Source organism: Carboxylicivirga marina, from assembly GCF_016612505.1.
Lineage (GTDB): Bacteria > Bacteroidota > Bacteroidia > Bacteroidales > Marinilabiliaceae > Carboxylicivirga > Carboxylicivirga marina.
Genome location: NZ_JAENRR010000028.1, coordinates 1 through 22,197, shown reverse-complemented (window position 1 = coordinate 22,197; position 22,197 = coordinate 1). Strand labels below are relative to the sequence as shown.

13 protein-coding genes are annotated in these 22,197 nt (G+C 40.7%); 6 read left to right on the top strand and 7 right to left on the bottom strand.

The window, feature by feature from the left end; translation table 11 throughout:
- The first annotated feature begins 213 nt into the window (after positions 1-213).
- Both JIV24_RS12490 and JIV24_RS12485 read left to right on the top strand, forming a co-directional pair.
- The gene (locus JIV24_RS12490; RefSeq protein WP_200465384.1) at positions 214-1,719 is read left to right on the top strand and encodes a hypothetical protein; all 1,506 of its coding nucleotides are present in this window, start codon (positions 214-216) and stop codon (positions 1,717-1,719) included.
- A 19-nt stretch (positions 1,720-1,738) separates the two neighbouring features.
- Positions 1,739-3,139, top strand: coding sequence for a DUF5723 family protein (locus JIV24_RS12485; protein WP_200465383.1), 1,401 nt, complete (start codon positions 1,739-1,741; stop codon positions 3,137-3,139).
- A 96-nt stretch (positions 3,140-3,235) separates the two neighbouring features.
- Here JIV24_RS12485 and JIV24_RS12480 read toward each other — a convergent pair whose 3' ends face one another.
- On the bottom strand, positions 3,236-4,243 hold the full coding sequence (locus JIV24_RS12480) for an NAD(P)/FAD-dependent oxidoreductase (protein WP_200465382.1): 1,008 nt from the start codon (positions 4,241-4,243) through the stop codon (positions 3,236-3,238).
- A gap of 515 nt (positions 4,244-4,758) precedes the next feature.
- On the opposite strand from JIV24_RS12480, the gene JIV24_RS12475 reads away from it, so the two are divergent.
- The 4 genes from JIV24_RS12475 to JIV24_RS12460 all read left to right on the top strand — a co-directional run bounded on the left by JIV24_RS12475 (position 4,759) and on the right by JIV24_RS12460 (position 10,595).
- Positions 4,759-5,841 (top strand): family 10 glycosylhydrolase, encoded by a 1,083-nt coding sequence (locus JIV24_RS12475; RefSeq protein WP_200465381.1) that lies wholly within the window; start codon positions 4,759-4,761, stop codon positions 5,839-5,841.
- 116 nt (positions 5,842-5,957) lie between these two features.
- Complete coding sequence (locus tag JIV24_RS12470) at positions 5,958-8,219, top strand: glycoside hydrolase family 20 protein (protein WP_200465380.1); 2,262 nt, start codon at positions 5,958-5,960, stop codon at positions 8,217-8,219.
- Positions 8,220-9,236: 1,017 nt separating this feature from the next.
- Entirely contained in the window at positions 9,237-9,911 is a 675-nt protein-coding gene (locus tag JIV24_RS12465) for a hypothetical protein (RefSeq protein ID WP_200465379.1), read from the top strand.
- Positions 9,912-10,034: 123 nt separating this feature from the next.
- Entirely contained in the window at positions 10,035-10,595 is a 561-nt protein-coding gene (locus tag JIV24_RS12460) for a DUF6252 family protein (protein WP_200465378.1), read from the top strand.
- Positions 10,596-11,066: 471 nt separating this feature from the next.
- Here the strand turns inward: JIV24_RS12460 and ung are convergent, their stop codons facing one another.
- The 6 genes from ung to JIV24_RS12430 all read right to left on the bottom strand — a co-directional run bounded on the left by ung (position 11,067) and on the right by JIV24_RS12430 (position 21,833).
- Positions 11,067-11,729 carry a uracil-DNA glycosylase gene (gene ung / locus JIV24_RS12455; protein WP_200465377.1) on the bottom strand — a complete coding sequence of 221 codons (663 nt, stop codon included), beginning with the start codon at positions 11,727-11,729 and terminating at the stop codon, positions 11,067-11,069.
- A gap of 409 nt (positions 11,730-12,138) precedes the next feature.
- The gene (locus JIV24_RS12450) at positions 12,139-14,145 is read right to left on the bottom strand and encodes a glycoside hydrolase family 97 protein (protein ID WP_200465376.1); all 2,007 of its coding nucleotides are present in this window, start codon (positions 14,143-14,145) and stop codon (positions 12,139-12,141) included.
- 72 nt (positions 14,146-14,217) lie between these two features.
- A complete protein-coding gene (locus JIV24_RS12445; RefSeq protein WP_200465375.1) occupies positions 14,218-14,601 on the bottom strand; it encodes a VOC family protein in 384 nt (127 codons plus the stop codon).
- A gap of 174 nt (positions 14,602-14,775) precedes the next feature.
- On the bottom strand, positions 14,776-17,442 hold the full coding sequence (locus JIV24_RS12440) for an alpha-L-rhamnosidase-related protein (RefSeq protein WP_200465374.1): 2,667 nt from the start codon (positions 17,440-17,442) through the stop codon (positions 14,776-14,778).
- A gap of 231 nt (positions 17,443-17,673) precedes the next feature.
- Positions 17,674-18,864 (bottom strand): hypothetical protein, encoded by a 1,191-nt coding sequence (locus JIV24_RS12435; RefSeq protein ID WP_200465373.1) that lies wholly within the window; start codon positions 18,862-18,864, stop codon positions 17,674-17,676.
- Positions 18,865-19,046: 182 nt separating this feature from the next.
- Positions 19,047-21,833 (bottom strand): TonB-dependent receptor domain-containing protein, encoded by a 2,787-nt coding sequence (locus JIV24_RS12430; protein WP_200465372.1) that lies wholly within the window; start codon positions 21,831-21,833, stop codon positions 19,047-19,049.
- Positions 21,834-22,197 lie beyond the last annotated feature (364 nt).

Sequence of the window (22,197 nt, the reverse complement as noted above, 5' to 3'; positions counted from 1 at the left end):
AAGCGTCATGTTCACAGACTTCTAGTTCTATGGCGTTATTTCGTGATAAATATCAGTCAAAATAGTCGAATAATTATTGTAACAATAAGGCGTGGACTGCGTTTACCCGTTTGTATTATCAAAATGGGGATTGAAAAGAAAGTTACATGGCCTGAATAAAGTAACCTGAAACGGGTATGTCTCGTCTTTTCAGTGAATTAAGACAATAATAGTATGAAAAAAATTTTGAGTGGCCTGTTATTCACATGCATTTTAGCAGGCTGTATTGGGGATGAGTTTGATACTAACCTCTTGGTTGATGATGTGGATACAACGGTTGGACTTTCTATTCCATTAGCCAAGTCAACAGTGTCAATGGCAGATATATTATCTGACCAAACGGATAAGGTGAAATATGATGGAGATAGAATTATACTATTTCAAGAGAATGACTCGATGGAATATGTTGGCATCAATGATTTCTTTCGACTATCGGCATCTGATGTTGATGTGTCGATACCTTTTGTCGTATTTAATACGCAAAATACAATAGAGCAGAATCAGGCCGTAGAGTTTAGTATTCCTGATGCTTCCATTAGTGTTATGGAGCTAAACTACAGGGTGGCTGCCCGAGGTAATAATCTTGAAGTACCATTATTGTTAGAAATTACTTTGGAAACAGAGAGTGGTACTGACCGGGTGATACAATTAGAAATTAGAAATAATGAACTGGCAGAGCAAACATTTACCGGCGATCGTTTTGCATTAAGCGATAATACATTAAACGCTAGTGTGAAGATACAGCCATTATATAATGGAGGGTTTTATGGCAATTCTATAGGTTCACTAAATCTTCAGTTTGACGAGTTGTTGTTAAGCTATGTAAAAGGAACAATGGGAGAGAATCAGGTAACAATGGATGAAGGAACTTATGATCTTGATTTTGATGTTTTGGAAGATATCCCAGGGGACATCGAATTTGCTAACCCAGAGCTAAGTGTCATTATTGATAATGGGACACCTTTTAAGGGGCTTATTGCTACTACTTTTGACGGAATATATAGTGGTGAAAAAATAAACCTGGCATCGCAACCTTTTACAATGGAAAGCAATAATGCAACAGAACCTACTGTTCGTACGCGATTCGTTTTAAATAATGATAACTCAAACATTAATTCATTTATCGCTAAAACACCGGAGCAATTAATATATGCCGGACTTCTAACCTTAAATCCAAATGGAGAAATAACGGAAGAAGTGGAAATGACAGATGAGGATCGTATTTATGTGGGTTATGGTATTGAAGTGCCTCTGGAATTGAAGCTCAACGCCGAACTGGAAGATGAAGTTATTGAATTGGATGATATTGATGCCATTGATGACTTAGCAAAGGCCACCCTTGTTTTTGCTTCAGAAAATGGATTGCCAATTGCTGCATCGGCCAGTATCAAGTTTTACCATGCTGAAACACAATCAGTACTTGAAACCATGGATATTGAAATAATTAATGCTGCAGAAGTTGATGCTGCAAGTGGTGTTGTGACCAAAGCTTCCAGTGCCTTAATCGAAATTGACTTGACTGAATCTCAATTAGAAAGCTTAAGGAATTCGGATGAATTACATGTTAGCCTGCGTTTGAATACAACTGATTACGATAAAGGTCAGACAGTGGTATTTCAAAAGAATGATGCTTTGCAAATGCAGATGGCAATTCGTGGAAAGATAGAATACAATAATTAACCTAGTAGAAGCAACTGCAATGAAGCAACTTTATATTGCAATTATCATATTAGCCTTTTGTGGGTCGGCCAAGGCGCAAGATAACTCTTTATTTTTCACAAAAGGCATTCCTCAATCAACACAATTAAATGCCTCATTCCGTCCGGTAAAAAAGTGGTATTTAGCCATGCCGGCACTTGGTAGTGTACAGATTAATAGTGGCAATTCAGGTTTTTCGTGGGATGACATCATCCGTTCAGGAACAGGAGCTCAATCTGACTCATTAGTCGTCGATTTAGATTATGCAGCCAGTCAAATGCAGGAAGATAACCTCCTGGCTACTGAAAGCTCACTTCAGGTGATTGGTTTTGGTTTCGCGGCTAAAAAATGGTTTTTCACTTTTGATATTAATCACAAGCTGAAAGCCAAAATAAAATACCCGGTATCATTAATGAATCTGAGACAAGGCAACTGGGATTACGATAACAATAAACCGATTAACCATTCATTCTCCAATTTATACGTCAATGGTATCGACTATAATGAAATAGCACTAGGTGCCTCCCGAACCATCAACGATCGATTAACAGTGGGTATGCGTGTGAAGTATCTGATAGGTGTTGCCAATGTTCATTCCGAATACTTTAATCTGGATATGGAGACTTTTGCGAACGGTAACATGCGATTGACGTCGGATGCCTCTTTTCGTACCAATATTCCCTTAGACATCACTTACGATGAAAATGGTTATGTTGATGGCGTTGAAGTAAAAGATGATATTGAGGATGAGCTATTAAGTACCAATAATACAGGTTGGGGTTTTGACTTTGGTGCTAATTACAAGTTTAACGATAAGCTGGTGTTAGGAGCTGCAGTTAACGATTTAGGCTTTATCAAATGGAAAGGTGAGACCTCGCGCTTGTTTACCAAAGGTAGCTTTGAGTATGATGGCATTGATATCTCTGATGAAATAACCGGTAACGAAAGTGATGAAGACGATTTTGATAAGGTCCTTGATGATTTGGAAGATGCTTTTCGTTTTAGCAGTGACTCCGAAGGCTATAAAACAGGCTTAATGGGTAGTTTTAATGTTTCACTGAACTATCAGCCAAAGCAGTGGCTTAACTTAGGTGTTATCTCTAAAAACTACTTTGTAGAAGATATGCTGGTACCACAAGTTACAGCAGGTGCAGGTTTGCAGGCCGGACGAATACTATCGACCTCCTTAACTTATTCGTATATGAAAAATGCGCCTTCTAATTTTGGAGCAGGTGTTGCACTTAATTTGGGAGCCCTACAGATTTATGCTGTTTCTGATAACCTGAGTTCAGCGCTTAAGCCTGAAACTGCCAAATATGTGAATGCGCGACTAGGAATTAACTTTGTGTTTAATGGTAAGCGCAAGAAAGTAGAGGAAGTAGTTGAAGAGAGTGTTGAATAAAACTATAGCGTTTCAATATATAGCCGCTTTCGAATAAGAGCGGCTTTTTTGTATGATTGAACGTGAGTTCGATGTAAAAAATAAATTGATTTCACGTTATTGAATCTTTGCTACCATCTCCTTTGCCAAATACGGTGCCATTAGGCCACCTCTTGAGCCTAATCCATTGAAGATGCCTATTTGCGGGTAGTCATCTAACATTTTTAATACCGGCCTTCTGTCGGCTAATGTTGGACGTATGCCGGTTATTTGTTGCTTAATTTTAAGTGGAAGAGAGGAAATGGTTTGCCACTTGTCTGCTAATTCATTCAACTTATTTTCTGTTGGTAACAGGTTCTCCCAATGGTGAGCATAGGTAGCACCAATTTTAAAACGCTGCTCACCAACAGGCATCACAAATACTCCTTTACTAATGATGTTGTTCAGCTTGAGCCCTGCTACCTTAACATCCAGTAACTCACCTTTGGTATTGTTCCACTTTAAATGGGAGAAAAAACGACTTTCGGTATCAAAACTTCCCCGGCAAAAAATCACTTTATTGGCTGACAGGCCTTGCCACTGTAGGCAATTATCCGTCAATTCCAGATCTTCATCCTTAAAATCCTTTTCTATCAAGGCATCATTTTTTTGAAGAAACTGCCGGTAACTCTCAAGCATGGTAGCCATATCGAGTCGGGCACATGGCTTAATGGTGCCGTAGCCATAGGGCTGATGAATTCCATTGGGCAAATCATGCCTGGCCTTAACCGAAATATAGTTATCCAGCTGTTCTTTTTCGTAACGATGATGCCAGAACTGCTCATCGTCGCTTCCATAAAGCTTGTTAATAGCCATTGGGTAATAAAAGCGTGTTTGTAACAGCGATTCCAGTTCCTGATAAAGCTGATGCGTATAAGGGTAAAACAAGTCGGCCTGCCAGGTTTTTGTTACCCGTTTAACCACAATCGGATTGATTAATCCGGCAGCTGCCCGTGATGCACTGCCATCCTTGAGTGTATCAATCACTTTATGTGCTATATTTTTCTTGAATAACTGATAAGAAAGGAGTGTTCCGGCCAGTCCCTGACCAACTATCAAAATATCAGTACTTTCTGTTTTTTGCATGTGTCGTGTTCAACATTAGTCTCATCAAAAGAAAAAAGATATGGCACATTTGTTCAATTGATTTAGAATTCAACAACAAAATACTGATAATACCATAGGAATGGCCTCTTGTGTTATCGCTTTTGTTGAAGAGAAGTCCATAGTAAGACCGTGAAGCTGAGAACTTGTTCGAAGATCCCACGGCCGCAGTTTGGACTGAGCTGAATAAGTAAGGGATTACACAAGAAGCCTTGAACTTTTTTCCATCGTTTTTTGGTTCAAGCTAAAAAAGGATGTCGGGTTTGGGCGAAGCGCCAATAAACTTAAATGAGCGCTAAGGTGGTTTACAACTCTCAGACATAGAGATGAATATTAATTTCAAGCTTATGTTGTAGCATGAAAGGAAAAAAAGATATGGCACATTTGTTCAATTATCTGTAACAAGATTTCAATTCAGTGTCTGTGTGACTCTCTATATTTCGAACTTTAAAATAAAAGGTTGACATTAGAGATTGAATCCTTAAAAAAGTATGACTATGACAATTTTTAAAAAGCTAATAAGTGCACTTTTTGTAGGCACTCTTGTTTTAATGAGTGCATGTCAGCCAGCCAAAGAAACTTCAACTGCCAAACATTATGTGTGGATGGGCGAAGGTAAAAATGAAGGCACTGCCGAACTTGAGAAGATGTTTATCAAGCTTAAAGAAACGGGCTTCGACGGCGTCATGTATCAAACCACACTTGAGAAATATGCTGCCGCTGTTGAGTTGGCTCACAAGCATGGCCTCGAACTGCATGCCTGGCAAACCATTCTTCGTCGCTACGATGATAAATTGTTAAGCGAACATGCCGATTGGTACACCGTTAGTCGCGATGGACGTTCTACTGCCGAGCATCAGCCTTTTGTTGATTATTATAAGTGGTTATGCCCAACCAAGCCTGAGGTTAGAGCCTATTTGACCAAGCTGGTTGAAGACCTGGCTGTGGTTCCAGATATTGATGGAGTGCATCTGGATTATATTCGTCATTCGGATGTGATATTAGCCCGTGATTTGTGGGATGTTTATGGTTTGGTGATGGATAAAGAATATGCCGAATTTGATTTCTGCTATTGCGACGATTGCATTGAACGCTACAAAAAAGAAACAGGAGAAGATGCTTCAGCGTTTGGCGATGCTGCGCCGGATAATGACAAATGGCGTCAGTTTAGATACGATATGGTAACTGAAACAGTGGCACAATTATCTAAGGCCGTGCATGCCAAAGGCAACAAAATAAATGCGGCAGTATTTCCAACACCAACCATTTCTAAAAAGCTGGTTCGCCAGGAATGGGATAAGTGGGGTATTGATGCTTATTACCCAATGAATTATCAAAGTTTCTATCGTGAAGATATCAACTGGATTGAAGCATGTTGTGTTGAAGGTGTGGCGGCTATAAATGAGCGAGTGCCTTTATATAGCGGGTTATACATGCCAGCTTTTGATACGCCAAAGGATTTTCAATTGGGCATTCAGGCTTCTAAGCGGGGTGGCGCTTCGGGCATTTGCATTTTTACACCCTATGAGCTAAACGATGAACATTGGGCTATATTAAAAGAAGAGATTGATAAGTGGTAATAAAGGACATAAGATTAAAGATACAAGACATAAGAATAACATCGCAGCATTGCCATTAATTTAAGGTGCTACATCTTTTGTCTTTCGTCTTATGTCTATAATCTTAATAAGAACCTATGAGAATAAAACAACTGATTGCAACGACAATGAGCATATTTCTACTGGTGGCATGCTCAGAAAAAGGAGATAATCCGATGCTAAATTTAATTCCTTATCCGGCCGAAGTAAATCAAGAGAAGGGCGAGTTGAAAATTGATGTGGCGATGCTGAGTGTCTCGTCTGACGATGATTTTGTGGTGACTTTATTAAACAAGCAATTGAAGGCCGAGCAAAATATTCAACTGGCCCATGCTGAAGATGGTTTTGTAAAGTTTAAGCTTGTTAATGATGCCACAATACCGGCCGAGGGGTATCGCCTTAAAGTGGCACCGAAGCAGGTGTTGATAGAAGCAGCAGAAAAGAGTGGTTTATTATATGGAGCCCAAACGCTTCGTCAGTTGTTATCACCTGAGAATGGAAGAGTAGTTCTCCCTTATGTGAGCATCAAGGATTCTCCACGTTTTGCCTGGCGGGGTATGCATTTTGATGTGTCGCGTCATTTCTTTGATGTGGATGAGATAAAGCAGTTTCTGGATTATATGGCCATGAACAAGCTCAATACTTTTCATTGGCATTTGGTGGATGATCAGGCTTGGCGATTGGAAATAAAGAAATACCCCAAGCTCACTGAGGTAGGTGCCTGGCGCGAGAATGTTGGATTTACTGCCAATCAGGTGAAAGGTTTGAACGTACAAAATACCGAAGCCTACGGAGGATATTATACACAAGCAGATGTACGAGAGATAGTAGCCTATGCCGCCGAACGTAATATTACCATCGTGCCTGAGATAGAATTACCGGGGCATTCGGCTGCTGCTCTTGTTGCATATCCTGAGTATTATTGCAATAATGCTGGTGAACTTGAAATATGGGAGCAGGCAGGTGTGTCAGCTGGTGTTTATTGTGCCGGTAAAGAAACAACCTTTCAGTTTCTGGAAGATGTGTTAAGCGAAACAATGGATCTTTTTCCTGGTGAGTTCATTCACATCGGGGGCGACGAAACACCAAAAGATACCTGGCTGGCATGCCCTGATTGCCGCCAGCGAATGAAGGAAGAAGGCGCTCATGACGAGCATGAGTTACAAAGTTATTTTGTGCATCGCATCGAAAAATTCCTCAATAAGCATAACAGGCGATTAATTGGCTGGGACGAAATACTGGATGGTGGATTGGCTCAGAGTGCCGCGGTGATGTCGTGGCGTGGTGTGGCCGGTGGTGTTAAAGCTGCCGAGGCCGGGCATGATGTGGTGATGACACCGATGTTTCCATACTATTTCAATCACACGCAGAATCACCTGAGTACATCGCCTGGCCATCCGGGCATCAGCACTTTGCGCGATGTGTATACTTTCCCATCGATACCTACCGATATATCGCCTGAAAACCGTCACCACGTGATTGGTGTGCAGGCCAATATGTGGAGCGAATACATGCCTGAATTTAAGCACATCGAATACAATTTGTTTCCGCGTGTGTTTGCCATTGCCGAAGTGGCCTGGAGTCCGGTCATCAGCGAATGGGATGACTTTTATGCGCGCGTTAACAACACTCTGCCTTTGCTTGAAAAGCTAGGAGTCAAAGCAGGTGATATCAGTTACCATGTGCGCATTAATGTGGAGCCTGATTATGAAAATAAGTCAGCCACTTTAGCCTTTGTTTCGGAGCGGCCTAACACTATTTTTTATACAAAAGATGGCAGCACGCCTACTACACGCAGCACTGTTTATAGAGGCCCATTTGTTTTAGCTGAAGATGCACACATTAAAGCCTGCCAGTTTAAAGAGGATGGTACAACTACTTTTATCTCCGAGAAAGAAATCATTTTTCATAAAGCATTTGGCAAGCCTTACGTACTAAAATACGCCCATGCACCTCAGTATGATGGTGGTGGTAAATATGGTTTAACCAACGGATTCCTCGGTGTAGAGGTGGGCGTAGAAGAAAAGCCCATTGACCTGACCATTGACATGGGTGAGCCAACAGAAATCAGCTATATTAACTCCCGCTTTAAAAATGCACCTATGTCGTGGGTTTTTGGCCCTAAAAAGGTACGTTACGAGCTGTCTGAAGATGGTACAACGTTTAAAGAAGTGGCATCTTTTGAGCCTGGCGTAACCGAAAGTGATGTGAATGAAATTGTAGACTATCCGGCTGAATTTAGTGCCACTAAAGCACGTTATGTGCGCATCATAGCCGAGAGTGTGGGCACTTGTCCGGCTTGGCATCCGGCTGCTGGTGGTAAAGCCTGGTTGTTTTCAGATGAGGTGATTGTGAAGTAAGTATTGAAGATAAAAGACATAAGAAGAAAGACGTAAGACAATAGGACAAAAAATAAATATGCTTGTCTTGTGTCTAGCTTCTATTATCTAAATAAAATTTGGTGTAGTTAGTAGTAAACGCCTCTTGTTGTGAACGAACAGCAGGGGGCGTTTTTGTTTAACAGAAAAGCACGGAGAAGCAAAGTCTTTATCCAATGTGAATCAATGCTTCCCTGGGGAAGCTGTCTGAAAGACTGAAGGGGCTTGTTTCGCATGCTTCCATGGCACATCAAAGTGTGAAAATGCAGTTGGATCTCGCATTGTTTTCCCCATCGCCTGCGGCACTTCTCCATGGGGAAGATTTGAATATGCGAGTGCTGACAGGCTTACATATCATTCTGTTGGTCTTACATACGCTGCTGTTGTGATTACATACACTGCTAACGGCTTTACATATCGCTCTGTTAGTCATGCATACGACACTGTTGAGCTCACATACTCCGCTAACGGTCTTACATACCGTTCTGTTGCTTATGCATAGGCTACTAGCATTGATTGTACATTGTGCTGATGGTCATACAAACGCCGCTGTAGTGCTTACATATCATTCTGACAGGCTAACATATTGAGCTGTTGCCTTTACATAGCCTGCTATCATAAATGTATACCCTGCTTACGACCTAATATCGTTTACCAAGCAAAATGCGCCTTTAGTGCATTTCATTTCTAAAGCCACGCTGATTATGTGACGGCATTATACCAGCGCATTATGAAATATAAATGGTATAACATAGGCCGTTAAGGGTTTTACATATCCTGCCTGTATCATATCCTATTATATATATTGTTAATATGTTATATTGATTTATCTTCCTTTTCGTCACATAAATACAGTTCGTTTGCATAATAAAAGGAAGCGTTCGTCACATCTGGCGAAAATAACACCAAAAAAACATGTTACGTTTTCACATTTCTGCAATTAACTAATGAGTACTCATTAATGAGGCTCATTTTTATTAACTAACTAAATGTTAAACTATGAATGCGATACAACGCAACCGATTGGCCATGTTTTTGGCCGTGAGAAATGTGTTTGGCACCTACCCTGCCGAACTAAGCCTGATTAAAGCCCTTGAAAGTTTTATTGTAAAATTTAATGACCTGCTGGCGCAAATTGAAGCTGTACATCGGATTCAACAAGGCAATACCACCGGTGCCAGGCAGTTGAAATTGAAAGAAGAGGCAGAGATGATTGAGGCAACTGTGAAACTGGCCGCCACCATGTATGTGTATGCCCAGGTGAACGACATGCCCGACCTGCAAGCTAAATGTGCAATTTCAACCTCGCAACTGGAGCGTATGACTGATGGAGAAGTAAAAGTCACCAGCTTAAATGTGTATGATGAAGCGGTAAAACTGGGAGATGGATTGGTTGATTATGGACAAACAGTGGAAGATGTGACGAAGCTAAAGAAAGAAATTGACGATTTCTCGGCACTTATTGCATCGCCTCGCTCGGCCATAGTCACCCGCTCGCAAGCCACCAGAGAGCTGGATAGCTTGATGCGTGAAGCCAACGACTTATTACGTAACAAGATTGATAAGTTGATGGAATTGCTAAAAGCCAAGCAGCCCAAGGTGTACAATACTTACCTGGCAGCAAGGGTTATTGTGGACCTGCGTGCCGGTATGAAAGTGGTGGAAGAAGAGTAAAGACAGGAGTTTAAGGATGCGATCTTTATTGCCACCTCGCAAATAAAGATCGCATCCCATTACGCAACCAAAGAATAATCAATTAATCTTATGTTTATTAACACTTTTAAAATCGCCAGAAAAATGAAAAGACAACTTTTAAGTTTTAGTAAACTCACCCTGCCCATTATGCTTATAGGTATTGTATTGATGGGAAGTGGCTGTGAAAAAGACGACAAAACACCTGAACTACCACCCATAACACAAAGCGGTGAAAATACCTTTGGCTGCCTTGTTAATGGAGAAGTGTGGCTGCCGAAAAAAGGTATGATTACAACGCCTCCTTATAGGGTAGTTAACAATCAGTATAAAGACGGACGATGGATTATAATAGCTAATAATAGTTTTCAAACTATTAATCTTACGATTTGCAATGATTCTGTTTTAAATGGAACTTCTACATTCAATATGGAATCTTTAGAGAATTGTTCGTCTGCTAGATTTAATGACTCCACCAACAATACGGATGAATATTTCTTTACAAATGGAGATAATTATAATGGAAAAGTGACCATTTCAAGGTTTGATTTAGATGAACTAATTATCTCAGGCACATTTTATTTTGATGCCATTAGCGACAAGGGTAATGCAGTCCAAATTAAAGAAGGTCGTTTTGATTTAAACATAAATAGCTACGAACCATAAACAAAAAACCTAAACCATGAAATTAAAGTATTTTACGCTCATTACATTTATTTGCATGTGCTCCCAATGCTAGCGCAGATTTGTAATCTGTGTTACTAGAAATCAGCACCAAGACTTCCATTACAGTAGGGCTATTGAAGGTGCCAGCCCAAAACCAATATTTATGAGCCGTAGTATAAGTTCCACAATCCAGAAGGTGTTTATGTTATCAACTTTGCTGTTCAAGGCTGGGTTTTTGTTTATAAAAATGACTACAAATCCGTACCAGTAGGAGGGCTATTCCCCCATCGCCTGCGGCACTTCCCCATGGGGAAGATTAATAGAATGCTCTGTGAAATATAGAATAACAGCATCATTACATTTATTTGCATGTGCTCCTATAAAAGGATGCGAAACTTCAAATACCCAATAACAAACTCTAAGCCCCAAAACCTCTTCGGACTTCAGACTCTCTTTCTTCGGACTCTTCCCCTACCAACTAATCGCCTCTTTTCCATTCGCTAACAAATAGTCATTAGCCTTACTAAAATGCTTAGTTCCAAAAAAACCACGATGGGCCGATAGTGGTGATGGATGAACCGATTTAAGAATCAAATGCTTATTACTATCTATCAACTGCGCTTTCTTTTGAGCATAGGCACCCCACAATACAAATACCACATGCTCCGATTGCTCAGCCACTGTTTTAATTACGGCGTCGGTAAATTGTTCCCAACCCTGTTTTTGGTGCGAACCTGCCTGATGAGCTTCCACTGTTAATGTCGCATTTAAAAGCAATACCCCTTGTCTGGCCCAATGCTCCAGGTTACCATGTTCGGGTATGTCAATGCCAATGTCGCTGTGTAGCTCTTTGTAAATATTAACCAGTGATGGAGGTGTTTTAATGCCTTTATTAACTGAAAAGCACAAGCCGTGTGCCTGGTTGGGGCCGTGGTATGGGTCCTGACCAAGAATAACCACTTTGGTATTTTCAAACGGACATAAATCAAAGGCATTAAAAATTTGTGAAGCAGGTGGATAAATGGTTTTATTTTGATATTCTGACTTTACAAATTGGGTCAGTTTTGCAAAGTATTCTTTATTAAACTCAGATTTAAGAATTTGTTTCCAGCCAGCTTCTATCTTAACATCCATGATTGTGTGTTGTAGTTATTAATGCGTGTAAAAATAGCAAAATAAAGATCGCAAGCCTCGTTTACTTAGCTTTTGTCATATGATCCCCATCCCCACACCTGTGGTGTGGTACTTCCCCTTTTGCTCGAGCAAAAAGGGAAGAGTGTGAGTATGGTGCCTTTTTATTGATGGCAGCACCAATTAACCATTAATCACCTGTGCGACGCGCTGTTGTTATGTATTGGCCCACTTCGCCATTGAGCACCCAGCCAAAAAATATAGAATGGATAGATAAGAGAAGATTAAATTACCAACCGTTATATTAATTTGAAATAAGTAGCCCGGATAAATCCCTCTTCCCCTTTTCAGGTGGAAGTACTGTCGATTGACAGGGAAGGGGGTTATTAAAGGGTTCTTGTCAATCAGATATTTATTTCATGATAATCGAAATTGCCTGACCACCACCTGCTGCTAATTTCATGCTCAGCTTATCGCCATGTTTCACAGTTTGTTTGCTTATGGTGTATTGCTCAGGATTATTTTGCCAGTCACTGCCTTCTTTATCGGCATAAATAGTGGCTTCATATGCCTTGTTCTGCTCCAGAAAGTCGAGTTTGATGTTGATGTCTCGTGCCTTTTCATTGGTGGCCGAACCAATCAACCAGTTATTACCTGTGCGACGAGCCGTTGTGATGTATTGCCCTACTTCGCCATTGAGTACCCTGGTTTCGTCAAAATCAATATCAGCATTGGCAATAAATGCAAAAGCCGGATGATTGATGTAGTTATTCACCACATCGCTCGCCATTTGCATAGGGCTGTATAGAATCACAAACAACGCCAGTTGTTTCGCCAAAGTCGTATGAGTGCGTGTTTTGCTTATGTCGTCGGTGTTCCATGATACACGCTCATCGGCAAAGTTTTTCAACATTAAGTCAAAAGTACCGGGCGTATAATCAACCGGTCCGCCCAACATGCGTGTAAACGGAATGGTAACAGTGTGCGATGGCGGGTTGCCATCGCTCCAGGCATTCCACTCCATGCCTCTGACTCCTTCGCGTGTCATCATGTTAGGCCAGGTGCGACGCTTACCTGTTGGTTTGATGGGCTCGTGGGCATTAATCATGATGCCATATTGAGCGGCTGTTTCAACTACCTTTTGGTAATGTTCTACCATGTATTGGCCATGGTGGTATTCGCCACGAGGGTAAATGCCACCCGCATAACCGGTTTTTAAAGCTTTTATATCCAGATGTTGGCACAAGGAGTAGGCCGAATCCATTAATGCTTCGTAACCAACGGCATCACCTCCGGTTTCGTGGTGCATAATCAGCTCAACGCCTTTTTCTTTGGCGTAGGCGGCTACTTTCTCTAAATCATAATCGGCTGCAGGTGTCACATGGTCAAAAGCATCTTTGGCACCCCACTTGTCCCAGCCGGCATTCCAGCCTTCAACAACAAGCCCCTGAATATTATTATCGGCAGCAAAATCAATGTAACGCATTGTATTTTCAGTAGTAGCTCCATGCTTGTCGCCTTCTACCCATGTTTCGGTACCAATGTGCATGCCCCACCATATGCCCATGTATTTCATTGGTTCTATCCACGAGGTATCCTCAATTTTACAAGGTTCGTTGAGGTTCACAATCATATTTGACTCCACCAATTGAGCTGCACTATTGCTTATGGTAATGGTGCGCCAGGGCGTGTGCATGCCGGCTTTGGTTTTCACCTTTGAGCCGTCGGCCCATGGCACCAATTCTGATACAAAAGTGTTTATTTTTCCGCCATCTTTTAGTTTTAAAGTCATGCCGCTGTAATTGGTCAATGCCGCCTCGTGCAACGAGACATGCAAGCCTGAATTGGTGCGCATGGTGATAGGTGTATTCACCCATTGGGCTTCTGATACTGGCGTTTCGTAATACAACTTCTCATATGAATCAAAGTCTGCCATAATCCACCAGCTTTTGGGGTTGCCAACTATAGCAAATTCACTCAACTCATCAGTAATGGTAAATTCCTCTAATCCATCCTGTTTAGGGAATTCATAGCGAAAAGCAACACCATCGTTAAAGGCTCTGAAAACCACATTCATATAGATGCCCGATTCTTCGTGTTTTAATTCCAATTTAGCCTGATTGTACCGATTGACATTCTTCTTTTCAGGTCCCCACACGGCTGTCCATGATTCATTCATTTCTGTACGTTCTCTGTCAATGAGTGTAAATCCATCAACAAGAGCACCATGCTCTTTTAAATTAAAACCTAAGGCCGATGATTGAATGACTAATTCGGTATCTTTCATCACCTGGTAGGATAATTTACCGTTTGTTAATTGGATGGTTGCATGAATCTCACCATCGGGTGATTGTAGTAGTTTGTTTTGTTTGCACCCAATTAGTGCCAAAATACAAAGCAGTAAAATAGATAATCTCATATGTAAATACTTGTTTAATGCTGATTCAAAAGTATATGTAGTTAAGTGATTCGCAGTGGTTCATTTGTTCAATTATTCGGTAATTTCAATCCAGTTACCATCGGGGTCTAAAATGACGCTTTCGTAATAACCATCGCCAGTTAAGCGAGGCTCACCCTGGATGGTATAGCCATCATGTCTCAACTGTTCAGTCAATAGGTCAACAGCATCTCTGCTGCCACACGAAAAAGTCAGATGAACCAAGCCGAGCTGATTGTTATTTATGGTGTTGGTTTCAAGTTCTGGTTTATGCATTATTTCAAGCCTGGCCCCTTCGTTATTGGATAAAAAATAGGATGTAAAGAGCTTGCTTTTATTCTCGTACTTGTCATTGGAGGTCATTTGAAAGTATTTAGTGTAAAACTGGCGTGATACTTCCAGGTTGCTCACCCACATGGCAATGTGTTCTATTTTCATTTTGTATGTTTATTTTAAAATATGAGATACTTATGCTAATGCATATTGCGGGTTAAATGTTACGGATTGTAAATCCGCAACAGCGATGGCCTCCTCTTCCTTCGGGTTTCTCCCCATGGGGAGCATCTTCCCCGTGAGGAAGTAGCTGCAAGGCGATGGGGGATATTTATAACATTACTCAACAGGAATAAGAATTATCTCATCTAGCAAGGCGCGGTTAACTTCCCCATTCATGTTGTTATTGTAATCTTCAAACGACAGCTGAAGCTGGTTTTTACCTTTTCTTAATTCCACCTCAATAAGGTTGGTGCAGCCCCAGTTTGACCACTCATTTCGTCCCCGCTGCGGCATCACCATTACGCCAGCCTTGTTGCCGTTAACCGATACAGTACGAATCGCACATTTGTTATCTGTATTATCGGGACCTGAACCATTGCTGTATCGCCCGCGAATGAGGTATTTGCCAGCTCTTTTAGCTGTAAAAGTGGTGCTAATAAGCGTGTTTAAATCATTGGATAATTCGATGTACCCCTGGCCCGTATAACCGTTGGCATTTAATTCACCTTTTATACCGATGTTACTTGCATCAATACCAGGGTAGTTTTCCGGTAAAAATGTGATGACATTGCTCAAAAATGATTCATTGGATTCATCAACAGCCTTTATGCTAAATTCTTGATAAAAATTAGTGCCCTCAACAACGTAATTGGTATTGGATGTGGTGGCTATGATGGCGCCATTACGAATAAGCTGATAGGATGTGGCGCCATCAATTTCGTTCCACTTAAGTTTATTCCGATGGGCTGTTATGCGAGGTGTTTTAAGCGAAAATGCATTTTCAGAAGCCTCTTTTCCCATGGCAAACTGTGGGTTACTGCTCAGTACAATTTCAATGGTATGATGGCCTTTTATTGATTTGTCAATAACTGCTTTGCTGCTTTGTCCGTCAATGGTAAAAGCTTGAATTTCGGAACCATTGCCCTTAATGGTGATGTCTAGTGTTGCTTCGCGATATTTAAAGTTTGTAAGTACCAACTCATCACCATAAGCATGAGGGATAAATGGTTTGAAATGAAGGCCGTCTAATTCGAAGTGAATACCAGCAAAAAGACGATATACCGAGCTTAGGTAGCCAGCTACGCTCCATAACTGGCGGTTAGAGTTGACTTCTGTATCGCGAAAGTCACCATTGTCGGCCACCATGTTTTCTTTATTAGTAAGAAAAAGCGCTGCTGCCCGATGCATGCCGGCTAAGCCTTGCTCTAAAGCGGATGTGTTGCCAGCTTTGGCACAGGCCCAATTCCAGTATGCTTGCACAAATGGCCAGATGCCGTTGTTATGGTAAGGAGGTATTTCTGGTATCTGCGGATAAATACAAGGCACCCCGTAGTCAACAACTGGTGTATTGCTTACAGCTTGTGCTGCTCTGCCATTATCAGCAATGTCAAATAGTACTGTGAAAGCCTCACCCAATGCTTCGCTGCGCGGAGAAACAGACAGGTGATTACGGCCATATAGAAACTGGGCGTAATAGCCTTTGGTATCCAACCAAAGCTCTTTGTTAATCGCTGCTTTAACCCTTTCGGCTTCGGCTTGGTATATGTCGCCATTCTCACCAAGCAAGGTTGCTATATCTGCCAAAATCTGGTAGGTTTGAGCATGCACCGCATTGGTTCCCAAAGTACGAGATTCGAAGATGTCGACCCCATTCATCCAGTCTGGATATGTTTGCTTTCGCCAGTCTAAAAACGACGATTCGCCTTTAATTAAGTTTGAACGCTTATCTTTTAGCGTCTGCATATCGTCATCCACCGAATTTTTGATGATGGAATAGATGGTTTTTAGCCATTGCTCATCGCCCGTTACTTTATAAATTTCCCAAGCTGCCAATGCCCATGTGGTTCGGTCTGATGAAATGGGCCAGGCACCACCCGTTCCGGTATCTTGTATGATGCGATTGTTTTTTACTTTGCGCATCAGGCTGGTTTTGGCCACTTCGGTGTTGGTGAAAGCATAAGCCAGTAGAATCGAATAGCTCACATCGCGTGTCCACACACCTGGCCACTCTTCTCCGGTTCTAAAGGTGCCATCGCTCTCGATATTCATCTCAGTCTCATCCAATGCCAAATTGTATAGAGCATTTACTAAGGGCGTTGAGCTTTTGAGCTGAGGGTAGTTGCTAATATCGTTTTTCAGCTGCCACTCATTGGCTGTAAAATCATCGGGATTGTATGGGTTTAATTCAAGGGTAATTTCAAAAATACCATCTCCATTGTCATCTTTTAATTGTCGATCAGTTCTACCATTGAGGTTATCAAAATCCCAACCCAAAGGTGCCAGGTTACCAGCAATGTAAATGCCGCTAAAATCTTCCTGATAGATTTTCTGGCCATTATAGGTTTCGTAGTAGCCTTTGTCTTTTAGAGATTGTGTTATAGCGCTCGCATCAAGCTTAATGATCAGCGGCGTGTTAGGCTCAATACTTCCGGTGGGATTGCTCTGTTTTTCATCGGGGTGGCGCTCGCCAAATTTAAGAACAGGTAGCTCTATTTTATGATGCTCATTGACTTGAAGCAAGAAAGTGTGGTTTACGCCAATGGGTAATTCATTGTCCTTGCCATTAATGGCGAATTTAAATTCAATAAGATTAGGAAAAGTGGCATTGGCCGGACTTTGGTAATCAGATGTGATGTGATAGGGAGAATGAACCTCGGCAGTATATTCGCCTTGCTCGACTTTGTTACTGAAAATTGTATAATTATCAGCCTGATAAATGGTCTTTTGTTCTTGCTGACAACTTAGTAAAATAAGCACTATTGCCAATATACTTGCTTGCTTCATAATCAGAGTTTGTGAGTTAACTAATACTCACGCAAATTACTTAGAGATGAATGAAATAGCAATAGGACTATTGGGTTGAGTGTTGATATACAGCGTTATAGTTTGCCTGATAGGGCGCATAGCCAATCTGCAAACGTTTGAAACGCCTTTGAGTGCTCCGGATATAATATTAATGAAAAAAAGTGGCAGAGATAATTCCCTGCCGCTTTTAAAATCATTTATAAAAATCCTCTAGTTAGTAGGAAAAGTATAACCAGTCCAGCTAAATACGCTTGTTTTGGCGCCGGTGTTCGTGTCACTAATTGTCACTTTAGCATCAGATGTAATTGTTCCATCACCTGATTCGTTAGACGTTTCGCGAGTAACTTCATTGCCGATATAAGCGATGCCTTTATAAGTGCATTCGATTTCTGTTTCATCAGTAGCACCACCACGTTTATCAACTACATCAACAAAGTCCTTAACTTCGCCATTGATGTTCCATACCAGGCAATTGGTAATTTTAGCTGTTGCACCGCGACGAATTTTAATCGCATCATGCATAAATGTTTTATCATCGGCTTTTGGCGCATTAACAACGATTGAAATATTTTTCAATACAAAGTTTGATTGGTCAACATGCTCAGGCCCTTTACCATCAAGGTTACCATCGGCTTCAATACCACGTGGGTCGCCTTCGTCAGTTAAAAATGGTGCTTCCCATATACCATAGGCATTATCAAGCGTACCTGTCCAGCCTTGTGTGATATCAAACATATCATCCTGTGAGTTTACCACTAACAAGTTGGTTACGTTAACAGCGCCACCGAAAAACTCGATACCGTCATCTGAACCTTCAGAAATGAAAACATTATCGATTTTAGTACCGCTACCAACACCATTAAGTGTTAGGCCGTTGTGCTCGGTATCAGCATCCACCTTGGCACCTGTGTGAAGCAATTTCACATACTCAAGTGAACCTGAGCTATCTGCATTGTCGTCACCTCCGTATTTGATGTTGCCATCTATTTCGGTAGAGCCCTGGTTGGTTCCTGAAGCACCAGCACCCGAAACTTTTGCTTTACCATTAATGATGATTCCACCCCAATAACCAGCTTTTGGGCTTGCTGCTCCTGACATAAACACAACTGGTTTATCGGCTGTACCTTCAGCTTGTATCTTACCGCCCATCTCAACGAGCACATATTTATCAAAACCAATTTCGGCCTTAATAACGATACCGGCAGGAATGACCAATTCACCACCATCTTTAATGGTTAAAGCACCTATTAGTTTGTATTCGATTGACGCATCCAGCTCAGTATATCCTGTAATATTTCCTTTTAATTCGTTTTCGTCATTCTCTTTTTTGTTATCATCATCATCACTACACGACATTAGCATTGCAGAAAAGATGGCTAGGGCAAAAATTAACTTTTTCATCGTTACAATTTTAGTTTATTGTTTTAATTATGGTTTCTTCTGTTTTTATTATCTATGGCAAATCTAATGCTTAGAATCAGGCTTGAGTTTTAGTAGATATTACCAGATTGTTATGTAATTATTAAAGGCTTCGTTCATCGGTTAACACAGCATTAACATGCCACAATCTTAGGAATGAGGCATTAAAACGTATAGCTGATTCCAAGACTTACATTAATTCCTTTTTCAAAATCTAAGAGCGTGACTTTGCTTTGATTCTGACCATTTACAATTGGCTTTTGTGTTAATTGATAGCTTGGGTTAAGCAAGTTTTGTGCTTTGAACTTAAGTGTCAGGTGTTTGTTAAGCTTGGCACTTGATACAAAGTCCATGCTTGGCACAGCACTTTCCATAATCGGATTAAAGCCATCGCGCCCAATTGTAAATACTTTCTCACTTGTGTAATTAAATACCACGGCATTAGAAAAAGTCTTATCGCCACTTTTGATGGTATGTGTTAAATCAACATTGGCTATAATAGGCGCGGCTCCTTCGAGTTGTGAATTAGCATGTGTGAAAGTGCCGGATATAGCCTCTGAGTCGGAATTATCAAAGTTGATGTTTGAATAAATATAGGAACCATTGAATCCTACCGATAACTTATTTAATCCGTTGCCATCAGTGCCATTGGTATTGTTAAAAATATTCTTTCTGACTTCTAACTCTAAGCCGGCCACGGTGGCAAAATCAGCCACATTTTCGTAGGTCAACACACCTGCTGAATTATTAGCATTTATTCGTGAGATGGGTTGGTTAATGTGTTTGTAAAAAGCATTAACACTAAAAAGCTCTCCGGCCGATATGTAGTTATCCCATTTTAAGTCCAGGTTGTAATTTTCAGATGGTTTTAAATCTTTATTACCCTGACTGGTATAGCTCAAATTATTATATCGAAACGGGCTAATCTCTTTACTTTGTGGCAAGGTGTACGTTTTACTCAAGCCCAAACGTACGGCGTTTTTATCATTCACATCATAACGTGAGTTTAAGCTTGGCAATATAAACAACTCGTTAATATTCGATTCCTCAGGTGTGGTTGATTGAAACTTGTAGTAGTTAACATCCATGTTAACATGGTCAAATCGCAAACCTGCATTAAGTGTAAAGCGAGGGTTTATTTCGATTATAGCATCAGCAAAAACACCATGCACCTGACGTGATACATTATAGCTTTGGTCGGAATACAAGACTCTAAAATCACCTCCGTTACCATCGCCAATATTCATGTTGTCTTGATTAAAGAAATCATCCAGCTTGATATTTGGCGGATAGAACTCTCCATCACTACTCGCACGCATATCGTACTCAACTGCTTCAAAATCATGGTTCACAAATCGGCCAGTATAACCAAATTTTAACAAGGATGCATTGTCATCATCGGTGCTCAACTTATAATCGGCACTTGCCTGAAGATTTAAATCTCCCTCGTTAAGGTCAGAGAAAAAGCGTTGCTGTTTTCCGTTACCACCTTGCAAGCCATAATAACCACCGCTTCGCTTCTCAAAGTTATTAATTCTTCTATCTGGCTCTTTACCTACAACCATGTTGTATGATGCAGCTACATTAAAATCAAGCTTTTCAGAAACAAACCATTTCGACATTAATTGATTAACATAGAGTGAATTGTCATTTAGTTGCTGGCGACGCATCATCCCCTCTTGTCCAACACCAGCTTCATAATCGCTATTGGTACCATAAAAGTCGCCCACATACTGATTAGTCGTATGTAAATACATAAAGTTATATGAGATTGAGCTTTTGTTACCAATGGAATAATCAGCATTAGCCATCATCAAATGGCTGGTATTTTGAGTGTATTTGTCACCGGTTTGGTTTTGGTCAACAGTGCCGTCGGTAGTGATGCGACGTACGGCCGCTTCTGAATAGGCATAATCGTTGCTATAACCAGCTACACCATACAAAGAAAGTTTGTTTTCATTTTCTCCAACGATGAACTTCTTACCACCTGATAAGCCAAAGTTGCCATTAAGTTGCGTATTACGTACAGATGGGTCAAGACTATAAGTAAAGCTATACTTATCGATTTGATTAAATTGTGCGCCTGGCAGTGTATTAGCAGGAGGCGTTGGCAGACTCGTTGCTTTAGTGTAACCGAAAGCATTGGTTCCGTTTGCTTGCAAAAAGTCACGATTGAAAGTTTGTGTGTTGGCTCCCAATCCGAAAGCAACATTAAACTCGCTGTCTTTGAATAATTCTTTTGATTTAATATCAATTACAGCTCCTCCAACGTCGGCATAATTACCAGCACTAAAAACTTTATTAACACCAACAGATTGAATAATATCAGTTGAAAAGAAATCGAGTGATATATTTTTATACTCCGGGTCTTCTGATGGAATTGGCATGCCGTTGTATGTGGTGGCATTATATCGGTCGCCTAAACCACGCACAAATACATTTTTCACACCTTCTTGCTTTGATATACCCGACACTTTAGCAACAGCTCCTTCGGCATCGCTAACGCCTTTGCGCGATAACTCTTGGGCACCAACAGCCTGTGTTGCTAATACCGCATTTTTTTGTTCAAGCATCAATAAGTTCTCCGACTCACGATTAGCTTTTGCTACAACTTTTACTTCGGCCAAATCAAGTTCTGATTCGCCCATTAAGAAGTTAAGTGTTGTCTCTTCGCCGTCATTAATAATAATGTCTTCTTTGACTTGTGCTTCGTACGAAATGTATTGACAACGAATTGTATAAGTGCCTTCTTCAAGAGGTGGCATGATGTAATCGCCTGTAAAGTTGGTTGTTGTACCTGTGGTAGTTCCTTCAATAATGATGGCCGCACCAATTAGTTCTTCGCCAGTTTTTCTGTCGGTTATTTTCCCTTTTAGTATCCCTGTTTGTGCATATCCCTGTGTAAGACCTGCAAGACATAGAATAATAATTCCAATAATTTGTCTTTTCATTTTTCCTCGCAATAATTCAAATAATTCAATGGCAAATGTATGGCAAGGTCACACGATGCCTGATAAGAGATAATTAATTCAACTTTAAATGTATGTTAAGTTGAAAGGAGTGTTAAGTGGCAGATGTTTAGTTGATTAGATTGGATTGTTTGTTGTGGGTAAACATCAGAAGAAATACCACTTAATACACGATTAACAGCGAATTAACATTACAATGTTTTCATTAGTAATAGAGAAATTATTCTCTAAAAAATGATGCCAAAATGCGCAAAAAATCAAGAGTTATTTAATTGGAGTTACCCCATAATACAGATGCCTATCTCATGGATTTCTTAGTTAACAAGGGTTTGCAGGGAATGCTAAG

What these genes read in the sequence shown, in the direction of transcription:
- JIV24_RS12485 (WP_200465383.1), top strand. Translation starts at nt 1,739, where the DNA reads ATGAAGCAACTTTATATTGCAATTATCATATTAGCCTTTTGTGGGTCG.
- JIV24_RS12490 (WP_200465384.1), top strand. Translation starts at nt 214, where the DNA reads ATGAAAAAAATTTTGAGTGGCCTGTTATTCACATGCATTTTAGCAGGC.
- JIV24_RS12450 (WP_200465376.1), bottom strand. Translation starts at nt 14,145, where the DNA reads ATGAGATTATCTATTTTACTGCTTTGTATTTTGGCACTAATTGGGTGC.
- JIV24_RS12465 (WP_200465379.1), top strand. Translation starts at nt 9,237, where the DNA reads ATGAATGCGATACAACGCAACCGATTGGCCATGTTTTTGGCCGTGAGA.
- JIV24_RS12460 (WP_200465378.1), top strand. Translation starts at nt 10,035, where the DNA reads ATGAAAAGACAACTTTTAAGTTTTAGTAAACTCACCCTGCCCATTATG.
- ung (WP_200465377.1), bottom strand. Translation starts at nt 11,729, where the DNA reads ATGGATGTTAAGATAGAAGCTGGCTGGAAACAAATTCTTAAATCTGAG.
- JIV24_RS12470 (WP_200465380.1), top strand. Translation starts at nt 5,958, where the DNA reads ATGAGAATAAAACAACTGATTGCAACGACAATGAGCATATTTCTACTG.
- JIV24_RS12440 (WP_200465374.1), bottom strand. Translation starts at nt 17,442, where the DNA reads ATGAAGCAAGCAAGTATATTGGCAATAGTGCTTATTTTACTAAGTTGT.
- JIV24_RS12435 (WP_200465373.1), bottom strand. Translation starts at nt 18,864, where the DNA reads ATGAAAAAGTTAATTTTTGCCCTAGCCATCTTTTCTGCAATGCTAATG.
- JIV24_RS12445 (WP_200465375.1), bottom strand. Translation starts at nt 14,601, where the DNA reads ATGAAAATAGAACACATTGCCATGTGGGTGAGCAACCTGGAAGTATCA.
- JIV24_RS12430 (WP_200465372.1), bottom strand. Translation starts at nt 21,833, where the DNA reads ATGAAAAGACAAATTATTGGAATTATTATTCTATGTCTTGCAGGTCTT.
- JIV24_RS12480 (WP_200465382.1), bottom strand. Translation starts at nt 4,243, where the DNA reads ATGCAAAAAACAGAAAGTACTGATATTTTGATAGTTGGTCAGGGACTG.
- JIV24_RS12475 (WP_200465381.1), top strand. Translation starts at nt 4,759, where the DNA reads ATGACAATTTTTAAAAAGCTAATAAGTGCACTTTTTGTAGGCACTCTT.